The following is a 12,351-nucleotide window of genomic DNA, read 5'->3' on the forward strand; positions in this document are numbered from 1 at the left end:
TCCTGTTCGCCTGCCTGCTTTTCAGACGTGGCGTTGCTTGTTCTCTTGCAATGCAGCACTCACCAGACCGCGCGCGTTGCGCGTCTGGCCGGTTGCAGATCACTCATTCCCCACGCGGGAACCGCTGGTTTTCCTCCAGCACGTTCAGATCCATATGATTGCGCATGTATTGTTCCGAGGCCGCCTGCAGCGGCTGAAAATCCCACGGATAATATCCACCCTGGCGCAGCGCCTCGTAGACCACCCAGCGGCGTGCCTGACTGTGGCGAACGTCGGCGTCAAACTGGCCCAGATCCCAACGCTCAGCCGCCATAGTCCGAAACCGCTCCAAAACCTCGGCATGTTCCGGATTGCTAGCCAGATTGGTCAACTCATGTGGGTCCGTTTCCAGATCGAACAACTGTTCAGGATCAAGCGCGCAGGCGGTGTACTTCCAGCGGTCCTGACGCAGTGCAATCAGGGGCGCGTAGGACGCTTCAGCCGCATATTCCATTGCGACCGGCGTTTTGCGCGCCTCACCCTTCATCAGGGGAACAAGGCTTTCCCCAGTGGTCCAGGGGGCAACCTCTTGCATGGAAACACCCGCCAGATCGCAAAGCGTGGGGCAAAGATCGATCGTGCTGACCGAGTGGGCAACGGAACTGCCCGACCCGTCCGGCAGGGCGATCATCAGCGGCACACGCGCCGATCCCTCAAAGAACGACATCTTGAACCAAAGCCCGCGCTCTCCGAGCATGTCACCGTGATCCGAGACAAATACCACGATCGCCTCTTGCCGTGTGTCATCCAGCACCTGCAACAAACCGGCAATCTTGTCATCCAGATACGAGATGTTGGCAAAATAGGCCTGACGGGCGCGGCAGATGTGATCGTCGGTTATGTCGAAAGACCGCCAGTCATTCGCATCAAAAATCCGTTGGGAATGTGGGTCATGATCATCATAATCCAAAGCTGAAACTTCAGGCTTCAAATATTTGCAATCGTTGTATAAATTCCAATATTTCTTGCGCGCAACATAGGGGTCATGCGGATGTGTAAAGCTGACGGTCAGACACCAGGGCCGCTCGTCTTTGCCGCGCGCCAGATCATAGAGTTTGCGGGTCGCGTGATGGGCAACCTCATCGTCATATTCCATCTGGTTGGAAATCTCAGCGACGCCAGCACCGGTGACACTGCCCATGTTGTGATACCACCAGTCGATACGCTCGCCGGGCTTGCGATAATCCGGCGTCCAGCCGAAATCAGCCGGATAGATGTCAGTGGTCAGACGCTCTTCGAAACCGTGTAGCTGGTCGGGGCCAACAAAGTGCATCTTGCCCGAAAGGCAGGTCTGGTATCCGGCTCGGCGCAAGTGGTGCGCATAGGTTGGTATGCTCGAGGCAAATTCCGCCGCATTGTCATAGACGCCGGTCTTACTGGGCAACTGCCCCGACATGAAGCTGGCCCGCCCCGGTGCGCACAGCGGGCTGGCAGTGTATGCGTTCTGAAACCGCACAGATCGTTCCGCCAGCGCCCGCAGCGCCGGGGTATGCAGCCATTCGGCAGGCCCGTCCGGAAAAAACGTGCCATTCAACTGGTCGACCATCACTATGAGGATATTCGGCTTCACGACGTCTCCATCAGTGCTTTGGCAGCCAGCAATACAGCCTCTTCTGCCCCGTTGATCGACTCGCCCGCCAGTGCCGCCCGCAGGTAGGTTCCATCAATCTGTGCGGCCAGCACCTCGGCAACCTGTTCGGGCGCCGCGCAGCGACCGCGCAGTGCATGCACCAGATTGCTGTGGAGCCGTTTCTGGTAGATCTGCAAAAGCCGGGCCGCGTCCTTGTCGCTTTGGGCAAGAACATAGAAATTCAGCCAGGCCGATACCGTCGCCGGGGCAAAGCAGATCGGCGCAAAGTTCGCCGATATGAGCGCCTCAAGCCGCTTGCCCGGTTCGGCCTGCTGGAGGCAACGACGCACCTCTGCGGCATATTCCGACTGAATGTGACGCATCGCTGCGAGAAATATCTGCGCTTTGCCGCCGAAATAATGATGCGCAAGCGCGCTGGACATGCCTGCCCGTCGGGCAATCTGCCCAACGGTCACATCCAACGTGCCCGCTTCGCCGATCTCTTCGACGGTGGCAGCAACGAGCGCAGCACGGCGCATGGGTTCTTGTCCGATCCTTGGCATACTAAATGCGTGCCTTTAATTGACTGATCAGTCAATAAAAAAATGATCGGATCTTCGGCTACTCTACCCGCGCATAAACCAGCTGATTGCCGCGCAAAGGATTTGTGAAGATCAGGCTGTCCTGCGACACGCGCCCGATCAGCAGGCACCATGGATCGCGTTGCTCCAGTTCAGTGCGCCAGAAGCCCTGCCCAAGCCCCTCGAAGCCTTCGCAGTTGGACTGAAGTTGCATCAATTGCTGGCTCACCAGATCACCGTCGTAAAATTCGTAAACGTCCGAGCCCAGAATGCGCATGTCAGCGCGCGGGTCTTCCTGACTACGCCAAAGCCCCTGCATCATCATGCGTTGCGCGGCAAAGGCATCGCCGCCCGGCTGCTCCAACACCATGGCAAGCGCCACCTCGGCCGTTATGTCGCCGTAGCCGATCAGATCACCGCTGAACTCGACCGCAGTATTGAGGGGCCAGTTCTGCAATTCGTTCAGAATCTCGTCGCCGCTGCCCCCACCGTAGTAGGCGTGATAGCGCCAGCCCTCCGCGATGAAGGAACAAAACTCGAGCCCATCCTCGATCGTGCATCCGTTGAACAGACCGACTTGGCTCAAGGGTTCGCCCAAAGTGCCCCGCTGCAAGGTGCTGAAAGCCTGCAACGGGGCGTCGCTGTAATCAATGTCTTCTTCGGGGTCGCGCGGCCCGAGCAGCGCGCCATTTGCCCCCAGAACCAGCCGATAGCTGCGCGCGCCATCTGTATCGATCTTGGCAAACCGCTCTCTGCGGTATCCCCGCTCGGAACAATCCTTGTCGCCCAGAATCGTAAACGCCTCGCTGGCGGTGCAAAACGCAAAAGGCGCATCAAATGCGCCGCCAGACGTCGTCGCCCGGTAGAAAAAGTCGGGTTTGTCCAAAGCGCGCGACCGCACGGTTTTGCAAGCACCGGGGTCGATCCCCCACCAGCCTTCCGAAGTCCAGACACCGCCCAAGGCTTCGTAGCCGATGGCAAGGCTCTGCCGGTCCGGGCCCTCATTGCAGATCGTCAATTCGGCCGTGGCCGCTGTCCCGCAAAGGGCCAGCAGCAGAGTCAGGCCTGCTTTGGTGTTGAATATGGCCATATGCGTTCTCTCCCGATTTCAGGAAAGATCAGACAACAGCCATACCAGTCTGTCCAGAATCCTTTCGCACAGCACGCGCTTGCCTGGCGCAGGATACGCCCGCGCTCAGTCACCGCGACGCGATGCGATCAGATGCTGAGTGTTCCAAGCACTGTGTTCTGCGGCAGCCGAGCCACCTCAACACCAGTGTCCGTTCTACGAAGGTTGTAGCCATAGCCACGCATCCGGAAACGCCATTCGGCCTCGGACAAAACCTTGCCTCGCTCTGCGCGCAGAAACGCTTCGATTTCTGCCATATCGTAGGTCATTTTGCTCTCAGTAAACATCTTACTCTCCATAAACTTTATCCGCTCACAGATGAGAGACTGGTTAACAAAAGAGGCAGCTTTTTGATCGAAACAGGGAGTTTTCGCGATCTGGGGACAATCCCCGCCACATTCAGGTCTTTGTTTCGGAAACGACCGGCGTTACGGCCTTTTTCAGCACTGCTTCGCGCCAAGTGATGAACACCACGGCACCCAGAATCAGTGTACCCCCGGCGATTACCCACGGGTCGGCAGGCTCTGCAAAGAACATGGCCCCGAGCGCAACAGACCAGACAAGCTGCAAAAACGTGACCGGTTGTGTGACCGTTATGGGCGCTGCGGCAAAGGCCAAGGTCATGGTGTAGTGTCCAGCCGTTGCGAAACAGGCGACCGCAAACAAAATCGCCAGTTCCATCGGCTGCGGCCAAACCCAGACCGCAAGTGCTAATGGCGCCAGACCGATGGTCACGGTCACCGAAAGCATGGAAACAACCACTGCCGCTGACACTTCGCCCGAAAAGATTTTGGCCAGCAAGTAAGACATCGCAAAGCAGAAGGCCGTGGCCAGCATCGCCACGTGACCGGGATCCAGTTCGCGAAAGCCGGGCCTCAGGATCAACAATGCGCCGACAAAAGCGGCCGCGATTGCGAGGATCCGGCGCGCCGCCAGCCGTTCACCCAGAAACAACACGGCCAGAATGGTGACATAGACCGGGTTCAGGTAGTTCATTGCCGTGACTTCTGCGATCGGAATGCGTGTCATCGCGTAGAACCACAGGGCTACGCCGCCAGTGTGAACAAGCCCTCTCAGCCAGAACAGTTTCCATAGCCGCGGTGTCAGTACAGTTTGGCGCATCGCACCCCACATGGGGATCAGGAAGACCAACCCCATCAAATAGCGTAGGAACGCCTGCTCTGCCGCCGGGATTCTGGGACCAAGAAATTTCACCAGTGCCGTGACGGCGACAAAACACAATCCGGTCACGGCCATCCAAAAGATGCCGCGTCCCGGGTTCAGGCCGGGGGTATGGGCTGCGTTTGTCATGGTCCAAGGCTTAGAGGTTTTCAGCGCGGCGACAAGACACAGTACGCCTGCGCGTCCGATTTGTCACGTGCTGGCGGCGCCTGTCAGTAAGGCACGCGCCAGGGCTTGGGCGTGACGGAAACCTGCGCGAGCCCCGATTCATCCAGCAAGCGTGTCACCTCTTCTTCGAGCAACCGTTCATCGGCCTGCCCGCGGACCGGAACCCGGCCCGGTTCAAGGAACAAGGGCGCAGCCAGTGGTGTTACGCGGCCTGTCTCGATGTGATCAATCCGGCCCTGAACCCGTTCGCACATCTCGCGGATTCGCGAAAAATCCACCAAGCCGCGCATCGCCTCTTCGCGGGTGATCTGCATCAGCAGGTGATCGGGATCGTATTTGGCCAGCGTGTCGTACAGGATATCCGACGACATGGTGGCCTGCCTGCCGGTCTTGCGTTGCCCCCCTACCTGACGTTCGATCAGACCCGCGATGGTCGCGCTGGCCCGAAAAGTCCGCTTCATCACTGCGTTCCCCGCCAGCCAGCCATCCAGCCCGGCCTCAAGTGCGTGCAGATCAAACAGCGGTGCCGGGTCCGTCACTGAATCCAGCCCCCAGATCAGGGTCGCGTAGTCCGTCGCCACAAAACCCATGGGGGCAAGCCCCATCTCTTCCATGCGCTTGGTCAGCAACAGGCCCAGCGTCTGCATCGCGTTGCGCCCGGCAAACCCATAGACAACCATCTGCGCGCGTCCATCCCTTGGGAAGGTTTCGACCAGCAACCGGCCCGGTTCAGGCAGGCGGCTGACGCTGCGCTGCAATCGCAGCCAATCGGCTGTATGGCCCGGCAGTTCGGGCCAGTCGTCCTTTTGAAACATGCGCAGGATGCGAGTGCTTAGCTGAGTCGAGGTGGCAAATTTCGTTCCCATGAAGGTCGCGATCTTGGGTTTGCGGCCCGGATCCCGCGTCACTTCGACGGTCAACTCGCGCAGCCCCTCGTAGCGTACGATCTGACCACCGATCAAAAAGGTGTCCCCGGGCGTCAAGGATGCGGCAAAGCCTTCTTCCACTTCGCCCAGCGGCTTGCCCCCCCTGCCACGCCAGCGCACCTTGAGCGTATCGGTATCCTGAATCGTCCCCAGATTTTGCCGGATGCGGGTTGCAGAACGAGGGTCGCGCAACTGCCAAAGTCCGTCAGGTCGCTGCTGAAGACGCTGCCACTGGTCATAGGCGCGCAAGGCGTATCCACCGGTCGCGCAGAAATCGAGGCAGGCATCAAACGCCGCACGGCTGAGCCCGGCATATGCTCCGGCGCTGGTCATCTCGGCAAATAATTCGTCGGCGTCAAAGGGCGCAGCACAGGCCGCGATCAGTATGTGTTGGCACAAGACATCACGCGGCCCGGGGCCACGGCTCTCACCATCCAGATCATGCGCCTTGACCGCGTCCAGTGCAGCGATGCATTCGATCACTTCAAAGCGGTTCGCCGGGACCAGCAGCGCCTTGCTGGGGGCGTTGTATCGGTGATTGGCGCGTCCAATGCGCTGAACCAGCCGCTTGACGTTCTTTGGCGCGCCAACCTGTATCACCAGATCAACATCGCCCCAATCGATCCCCAGATCGAGACTGCCGGTGCACACGATGGCCCGCAACTGCCCGGCCACCATGGCCGCTTCGACCTTTTCGCGTTGCGCCCGGTCCAGACTGCCGTGATGGATGCCGATGGGCAACGCGTCTTCATTCGCCAGCCAGAGTTTATGAAAGAAGATTTCGGCCTGGGCCCGAGTGTTGTGAAAGATCAGTGTCGTGCGGTGCTGGCGCACTTGGTCCAGAACCGCCTCGATCGCATAGCCCGCGCCGCCTCCGGACCACGGTGGCGGCTCATTGGTTTGTAGCATGGCGATGTCCGGCTCAGGGCCAGGATCAGCCAGCAGGATCTGACAGGGGTCCGGAGAGCGCGCCAGCAAGCCGGCAATGGCGCCGGGATCTTCAACCGTGGCCGACAGTCCCACCCGTTTCATGTCCGGACAAAGACGCTGCAGCCGCGCCAGCGCCAGCATCAGCTGATCGCCGCGCTTGCTCTCGGCCAAAGCATGTATTTCATCGACGATCACCCGTTTGAGACCCGCAAACATGCGAGGCGCATCCTCGTATGAGGTCAGCAGCGCCAGACTTTCCGGTGTGGTCAGTAGGATATGGGGCGGATCGGCGCGCTGGCGTTTCTTGCGGCTGGCAGATGTATCGCCTGTGCGGTCCTCGACCCGGATGGGCAAGTCGGCTTCTTCGATCGGGATCAGCAGATTGCGTTTGATATCTGCCGCCAGCGCCTTGAGCGGACTGACATACAATGTGTGCAAACCCCCGGCAGGGTTTTCGGCCAAAGCGCACAAGCTGGGCAGAAATCCGGCCAGCGTCTTGCCGCCCCCGGTCGGCGCCACCAGCAACAAAGCCGGCGCGCCCGCCTGTTCCAGCATCGCCTGCTGATGCGGATGCACCGACCAGCCGCGCGCGTCAAACCATTTTTGCAATCCTGCCGGAAGATCCACCATGCCCCAGAGATAACGCAGCAAGAACAAAAGAAAAACACCCATGCCGCTGCCTTGCGTAAATACCTTGGGACGAATGCCGCGCAATTGCTCTTTTCATCATCGTCGTGATGGGGTCCTATCAAACCATGTTAAATGGCATCCGCATCATCGAATTCGAAGCGTTGGGCCCTGCCCCCTTTGCCGGCATGTTGCTGGCCGATCTTGGCGCCGAGGTCATCGCAGTTCATCGCAAGACTGCCTCGAACACACCGGGCAAAGCCGCGCAAAACCTGCTCGACCGGGGCAAACGGTCAATCGCGCTTGATCTCAAGACGCCCGAGGATCTCGCCGTTGCAAAGGCGCTGATGGCAACGGCCGACGGGGTGACCGAAGGTCTGCGGCCCGGCGTTATGGAACGCCTTGGGCTCGGCCCCGAACAGGCGATGAGCCTGAACCCGGCACTTGTCTACGGGCGCATGACCGGATGGGGCCAGTCCGGTCCGCGTGCGCTGCAGGCGGGGCATGATCTCAACTATCTGGGCTTAACCGGGGCGCTGTTCTATGCTGGCCTGCCCGGCGAAACGCCCGCCGTTCCCCCCACCATGCTGGGCGATATCGGTGCGGGGGCGCTGTACCTCGCTGTTGGCATGCTGAGCGGAATCCTGAACGCGCGATTCACCGGCAAGGGTTGCGTCGTAGACGCCGCGATCGTGGATGGCGCCAGCCACATGATGGCCTTGCTTTTGTCGATGGGGCAGCAATTTTCGACCACGCAGCGAGGCGCGTCGTTGCTGGATGGGCCGCATTGGTCGCGGTGCTACACCTGCGCAGACGGGCGGCACGTGTCGCTGCAATGCCTTGAGCCCAAATTCTATGCACAGTTTCTGGATCGTATGGGTCTGGCAGACGATCCGGGCCTGAAAGACCAGTTCGACCAAAGCCAGTGGCCCGATCAGATTGGCAGGCTCACCCAGATATTCCTGCAAAAACCCCGTGATCACTGGACCGCTCTTTTTCACGAAAGCGATGCCTGCCTCGGTCCGGTGTTGTCGCCCCACGAAGCACAGCATGACCCGCACATCACCGCGCGCAACATCTGGGATCAGGGCGCGCCAATGCCAGCGCCGCGCTTTGACGGACAAATGCACGCGCCCGGGCCGATTCCTGAACGCGACAGCGACGGGCCAGCCATCCGAAAAGAACTTCAGAAAAAAGGCCTTTTATGACGGAACACGCACCCCTTCCCTCCGACGCCGAAGAAACCCTGCGTGCCATCCTGAAAACCCGGTTTTCTTGCCGGGCCTATCAGGATCGCGCCGTCGATCCAGCCTTGATCGAAGCCGCACTGGCCGATGCCCAGCATGTGGCCTCTTGGTGCAATTCCCAGCCTTGGCATGTGGTGGCATGCGGCCATGAAGAAACGCGCCGGTTTGCCGATGCCCTTTTTGAACACACGCTGAGTGCCAGCCACGCCAGCGACATTCCCTTTCCGGCCCGCTACGAGGGCATCTACAAGGAACGCCGCAGCACCTGCGGCTGGCAGCTTTATGATGCAGTCGGCGTGCAAAAGGGCGATCGGGCCGCGTCGGCCCGCCAGATGCGCGAGAATTTCCGGCTCTTTGGTGCGCCGAACTTCCTGCTGATCACGACACCCAAGGCGCTGGGGTCCTATGGCGTGCTCGATTGCGGGGCCTTTGTCACGGGTGTTCTCAGCGCGCTGACTGCACGCGGTCTGGGCAGCATTGCGATGGCGTCGGTTGCAGGGTTCGCACCCTTTGTGCGCGACTGGTTCAGCATTCCGGATGACCGTGATGTGCTGTGCGGCATTGCGTTGGGCTGGCCGGATATGGAACACCCCGCCAATACGTTTCGCACCAACCGCGCACCGCAGGAACAGGTCGTGGAATGGCGATAGGCCAGCGCCGCGTCAGCCCAACAGCAGCTTGAGGGCGATGGCCCACATGGTCAGTCCCACCAACAGATCCAGCCATTGCCAGGCCTTTGGCTTCGCAAACAGTGGCGCAAGCGCACGCGCGCCGAAACCAAGGCTGAAAAAGAAGACAAAAGAAGCGGTCATCGCACCAAGCGCAAAGGCCAGTCGATTGTCATATTGCGCCGAGATCGAGCCAAGCAGCACAACGGTATCCAGATAGACGTGCGGATTCAGCCATGTCAGGGCCAGACAGGTCAGAACTGCGCCCCGCAAGCTTCCGGCCTCTTGGCCCAGTTGCATGCTCTGACCGCCCCGCCATGCCGACAGCAGCGTGCGCGCACCGTACCAGATCAGAAATGCAGCCCCGAACAGCCGCATCGCCTGTTCCAGCCAAGGCACGGAATTGGCAAGCGCGCCGAACCCGGCCACCCCGGCCGCAATCAGCAACGCATCCGAAATGGCACAAACCAGCACCACCGGCAGAACATGGGATCGGCGCAAACCTTGCCGAAGCACAAAAGCGTTCTGCGCGCCAATGGCGAGGATCAATGAAAACCCCAACGTGAAACCTGCAACTGCCGCGATCATGACGCCCTCTCGATTGTCCTTGGACTGACCTCGTAAACGCTCTAATCATGAAAGACGAATTAAAGTTTCTTCACAGACCTAAGGATTTCTAATGCCCTTCGACAGTGCGCAGCTGGCTTCGATCGAAGCGGTTTTGCGGCTCGGTTCTTTCGAGGCCGCAGCGGCGGAACTCAACGTAACGGCATCCGCGATATCGCAGCGCGTGCGCGCGCTGGAAGACACTGTCGGCGCACCCCTTATCATTCGCAGCACGCCCGCCCGTGGCACCGATCAAGGGCTTCGACTTGCACGCCACGCGCAGGAACGCGCCCTGCTCGATGCGCAACTGGATGCCGAACTTGCGCGCGCCCCGGTTCCGGCCCGTCTGCGCATCGCCTTGAATGCAGACAGTCTGGACACATGGGCGATCCCCGCACTTGCCGCGACCAATCTTATTTTCGACATCCTCGTCGAAGACGAAACCGTTTCGCATATGCCCCTGCGCGAAGGTGCGGTCAGCGCGGCCATCACCAGCACAGCGCGCGCCGTTCAGGGCTGCGATTGCATTGCGCTCGGCACCTTGCGCTATGTCGCAACCTGTTCCCCGGCCTTTCGTGACCAACACTTTGGCGCAGGGGTGGATGCCGCCAGTCTGGCAAAAGCACCGATGCTGGATTTCTCAGGCAAAGACCGGCTGCAGCGCCGCTGGCTGGCCCGCATCGCTGGCAAATCATTGTCACCGCCAACCCACCACCTGCCTTCAACACATGGTTTTGTCACGGCCTCCTGCCACGGGCTTGGTTGGTCGCTGAATCCTTGGCCCTTGGTGCAAGCCCCGCTGGAAAACGGGGATCTCATTCCCATGGTACCGGGCGCGGATGAACAGGTGCCGTTGTTCTGGCAGGTGCGCAGTTCGCTACGTGATGCGCTTGGGCCGTTGACCCGTTCGATCCGGCGCAGTGCTGCTGATGCGCTGGAACAGCCCTGACACCCCGGCTGCTTGGCATTCAGGGCTTTGAGCCGCCAAAGAGGTATTCGACCATCACTCCCATGCGAAACGGCAGGCGATCCTTGCGCTCTGCAACCTGCCGGATCGTCAAACGCCGTCGCCGGATCACAGCCCGCGCGACCCGGTAATCCCAGCGCCGCTTTGCATCAAGCCAGCGGCGCGGCAAAAACCACCGGATCCCGCGCCACAGCCACCCAAGTTGAAAGAACGCCAGCGCCTTGAACGCCCATTTGTGCAAACTGGTCCAGATCATCTTGCCAAAGCTGGCCGCCGCCGCAACCACCCAGAGCGGCAGTTGCACCGAAAACAGCACCAACCATAGCCCCAGCGACGTCACGCTAAGCCCCAGCGTCGCAAACAGGATGATGGCCCAGGCCAGAGCTTTTTCCATCGGGCCAAGCCCGCGAAACCATTCCATCATGGACTCGAACCGCCGTGTGACCCCCGACAGATACCCCCGCAGTGCCGCACTGATCCGCCGCAGCACCGTGCGCCCCAGAACCAGCGGCATGGCCGTGCTCATCAGCCATTTCTTGAGCAGTTCAACCCGAAAAAAAGCCGCTGTCTGGGTCTTGAGCCAGAGGATCAGGGCGGGCCATTCGATCATAGCCAGCTTTTTGAACAGCACCTTGATCTGCGTCGCGATCAGCCCCAGTGCGATCAGCACCTCGGCCCCGAAGTACCAAGTCGCGCCAATCGAGAGCCCGATGACCAGCACCAATATGACAACCGCCCGCAGCATTGGCCCGTCCTAGCGCATTGCTGGGATCACTGCCAGCGCCTGCAAGGCCCACCAGCGGCCACAAAGGCGCGCAAGCCGGGTGACATCCGTGCCGGGCTGATCTAGCCTGCCCGCTCAATCAGGCCCCGCCCCCCACCAGAAGGCGCATTGCTTTGCCCCCAATCGACGACGCCTTTGTTCTGGTCTTTGCCGTGTTCCTCTTTGCCGGGGCGGTCAAAGGCACCTTGGGCATCGGGCTGCCGACGATTTCCGTCGGCCTGATGAGCCAGTTCCTGCCCCCGCAAACCGCCATCGCGCTGGTGGTCTTTCCGATCATCCTGTCGAACATCTGGCAGGTCTTCCGTGAAAAGGCAGGCTGGCAGACCGTGCGCAAATACTGGATCCTGATGGCCACGCTGGCCTGTTCGCTCTGGCTGACCACGCAGGTTTCGGCCGGACTATCCAGCGAGGCGCTGCTGGTCGCCATCGGAGTGGCCATCGTCATATTCGCCGCCTCCAGCCTGATTGGCCGGCCACCGCAAATACCGGATCGCCACGACCGGATCGCGCAGACCGCCGCAGGGCTGAGCGCCGGGGTGCTGGGCGGGTTCACCAGCATCTGGTCGCCGCCCTTCGTGACCTATCTGGTGGCGCGGCGCACGGATGCGGATGAATTTGTGCGGGCAACCGGCTGGTTCATCCTGATCGGCGGCGTGCCTCTGGCGATTGGATTTTGGCAAACCGGGCTGCTGAACGGCGCAACCGCGCCGCTGTCGCTGGCCATGGTGGTGCCCAGCCTGATCGGCTTTGCCCTCGGCGAACGCCTGCGCGGCAAACTGAGCCCCGACGGCTTCCGCAAGGCGATCCTGTGGATGTTCCTGATCATGGGTCTGAACCTGATCCGCCGCGCGCTGGTTTAAAGCGTTCCGCCTTTAACCTGAACTATCAAGTGGCACGAATGTCCCGAGAATGCCGAAGGCATGGCAG

At 60.5% G+C, this 12,351-nt stretch carries 12 protein-coding genes; 4 read left to right on the forward strand and 8 right to left on the reverse strand.

What is annotated here, in order from left to right; genetic code table 11:
- Nucleotides 1-103: 103 nt before the first annotated feature.
- The 6 genes from betC to PFY00_RS08245 all read right to left on the reverse strand — a co-directional run bounded on the left by betC (nucleotide 104) and on the right by PFY00_RS08245 (nucleotide 7,155).
- On the reverse strand, nucleotides 104-1,609 hold the full coding sequence (betC, locus tag PFY00_RS08220) for a choline-sulfatase (RefSeq protein ID WP_271432053.1): 1,506 nt from the start codon (nucleotides 1,607-1,609) through the stop codon (nucleotides 104-106).
- Complete coding sequence (betI, locus tag PFY00_RS08225) at nucleotides 1,606-2,172, reverse strand: transcriptional regulator BetI (RefSeq protein WP_271432054.1); 567 nt, start codon at nucleotides 2,170-2,172, stop codon at nucleotides 1,606-1,608. Before betI ends, betC begins: the two co-directional genes overlap by 4 nt.
- 58 nt (nucleotides 2,173-2,230) lie before the next feature.
- Entirely contained in the window at nucleotides 2,231-3,280 is a 1,050-nt protein-coding gene (locus PFY00_RS08230; protein ID WP_271432055.1) for a DUF1036 domain-containing protein, read from the reverse strand.
- Between the two features lie 128 nt (nucleotides 3,281-3,408).
- On the reverse strand, nucleotides 3,409-3,606 hold the full coding sequence (locus PFY00_RS08235; RefSeq protein ID WP_271432056.1) for a hypothetical protein: 198 nt from the start codon (nucleotides 3,604-3,606) through the stop codon (nucleotides 3,409-3,411).
- A gap of 112 nt (nucleotides 3,607-3,718) precedes the next feature.
- The gene (locus tag PFY00_RS08240; RefSeq protein ID WP_271432057.1) at nucleotides 3,719-4,630 is read right to left on the reverse strand and encodes a DMT family transporter; all 912 of its coding nucleotides are present in this window, start codon (nucleotides 4,628-4,630) and stop codon (nucleotides 3,719-3,721) included.
- Between the two features lie 83 nt (nucleotides 4,631-4,713).
- Nucleotides 4,714-7,155 carry a ligase-associated DNA damage response DEXH box helicase gene (locus PFY00_RS08245; protein ID WP_271432222.1) on the reverse strand — a complete coding sequence of 814 codons (2,442 nt, stop codon included), beginning with the start codon at nucleotides 7,153-7,155 and terminating at the stop codon, nucleotides 4,714-4,716.
- Between the two features lie 125 nt (nucleotides 7,156-7,280).
- On the opposite strand from PFY00_RS08245, the gene PFY00_RS08250 reads away from it, so the two are divergent.
- Both PFY00_RS08250 and PFY00_RS08255 read left to right on the forward strand, forming a co-directional pair.
- Nucleotides 7,281-8,360, forward strand: a complete 1,080-nt coding sequence (locus PFY00_RS08250; RefSeq protein WP_271432058.1) for a CaiB/BaiF CoA transferase family protein — start codon at nucleotides 7,281-7,283, stop codon at nucleotides 8,358-8,360.
- Nucleotides 8,357-9,049 carry a nitroreductase gene (locus PFY00_RS08255; RefSeq protein ID WP_271432059.1) on the forward strand — a complete coding sequence of 231 codons (693 nt, stop codon included), beginning with the start codon at nucleotides 8,357-8,359 and terminating at the stop codon, nucleotides 9,047-9,049. The genes PFY00_RS08250 and PFY00_RS08255 overlap by 4 nt, the downstream gene beginning before the upstream one ends.
- Before the next feature lie 12 nt (nucleotides 9,050-9,061).
- Here the strand turns inward: PFY00_RS08255 and PFY00_RS08260 are convergent, their stop codons facing one another.
- Complete coding sequence (locus PFY00_RS08260) at nucleotides 9,062-9,655, reverse strand: LysE/ArgO family amino acid transporter (protein WP_271432060.1); 594 nt, start codon at nucleotides 9,653-9,655, stop codon at nucleotides 9,062-9,064.
- 91 nt (nucleotides 9,656-9,746) lie between these two features.
- Here PFY00_RS08260 and PFY00_RS08265 point away from each other — a divergent pair, with 91 nt between their 5' ends.
- Nucleotides 9,747-10,622, forward strand: coding sequence for a LysR family transcriptional regulator ArgP (locus PFY00_RS08265; protein WP_271432061.1), 876 nt, complete (start codon nucleotides 9,747-9,749; stop codon nucleotides 10,620-10,622).
- Nucleotides 10,623-10,641: 19 nt separating this feature from the next.
- Here PFY00_RS08265 and PFY00_RS08270 read toward each other — a convergent pair whose 3' ends face one another.
- A complete protein-coding gene (locus PFY00_RS08270) occupies nucleotides 10,642-11,385 on the reverse strand; it encodes a hypothetical protein (RefSeq protein WP_271432062.1) in 744 nt (247 codons plus the stop codon).
- A 152-nt stretch (nucleotides 11,386-11,537) separates the two neighbouring features.
- Here PFY00_RS08270 and PFY00_RS08275 point away from each other — a divergent pair, with 152 nt between their 5' ends.
- Nucleotides 11,538-12,284 (forward strand): sulfite exporter TauE/SafE family protein, encoded by a 747-nt coding sequence (locus PFY00_RS08275; RefSeq protein WP_271432063.1) that lies wholly within the window; start codon nucleotides 11,538-11,540, stop codon nucleotides 12,282-12,284.
- Nucleotides 12,285-12,351 lie beyond the last annotated feature (67 nt).

This window comes from Thalassococcus lentus (genome assembly GCF_028023555.1).
GTDB lineage: Bacteria > Pseudomonadota > Alphaproteobacteria > Rhodobacterales > Rhodobacteraceae > Thalassococcus_A > Thalassococcus_A lentus.

What these genes read in the sequence shown, in the direction of transcription:
- PFY00_RS08230 (WP_271432055.1), bottom strand. Translation starts at nt 3,280, where the DNA reads ATGGCCATATTCAACACCAAAGCAGGCCTGACTCTGCTGCTGGCCCTT.
- PFY00_RS08245 (WP_271432222.1), bottom strand. Translation starts at nt 7,155, where the DNA reads ATGGTGGATCTTCCGGCAGGATTGCAAAAATGGTTTGACGCGCGCGGC.
- PFY00_RS08270 (WP_271432062.1), bottom strand. Translation starts at nt 11,385, where the DNA reads ATGCTGCGGGCGGTTGTCATATTGGTGCTGGTCATCGGGCTCTCGATT.
- PFY00_RS08235 (WP_271432056.1), bottom strand. Translation starts at nt 3,606, where the DNA reads ATGTTTACTGAGAGCAAAATGACCTACGATATGGCAGAAATCGAAGCG.
- PFY00_RS08255 (WP_271432059.1), top strand. Translation starts at nt 8,357, where the DNA reads ATGACGGAACACGCACCCCTTCCCTCCGACGCCGAAGAAACCCTGCGT.
- betI (WP_271432054.1), bottom strand. Translation starts at nt 2,172, where the DNA reads ATGCCAAGGATCGGACAAGAACCCATGCGCCGTGCTGCGCTCGTTGCT.
- PFY00_RS08260 (WP_271432060.1), bottom strand. Translation starts at nt 9,655, where the DNA reads ATGATCGCGGCAGTTGCAGGTTTCACGTTGGGGTTTTCATTGATCCTC.
- PFY00_RS08265 (WP_271432061.1), top strand. Translation starts at nt 9,747, where the DNA reads ATGCCCTTCGACAGTGCGCAGCTGGCTTCGATCGAAGCGGTTTTGCGG.
- PFY00_RS08250 (WP_271432058.1), top strand. Translation starts at nt 7,281, where the DNA reads ATGTTAAATGGCATCCGCATCATCGAATTCGAAGCGTTGGGCCCTGCC.
- PFY00_RS08240 (WP_271432057.1), bottom strand. Translation starts at nt 4,630, where the DNA reads ATGACAAACGCAGCCCATACCCCCGGCCTGAACCCGGGACGCGGCATC.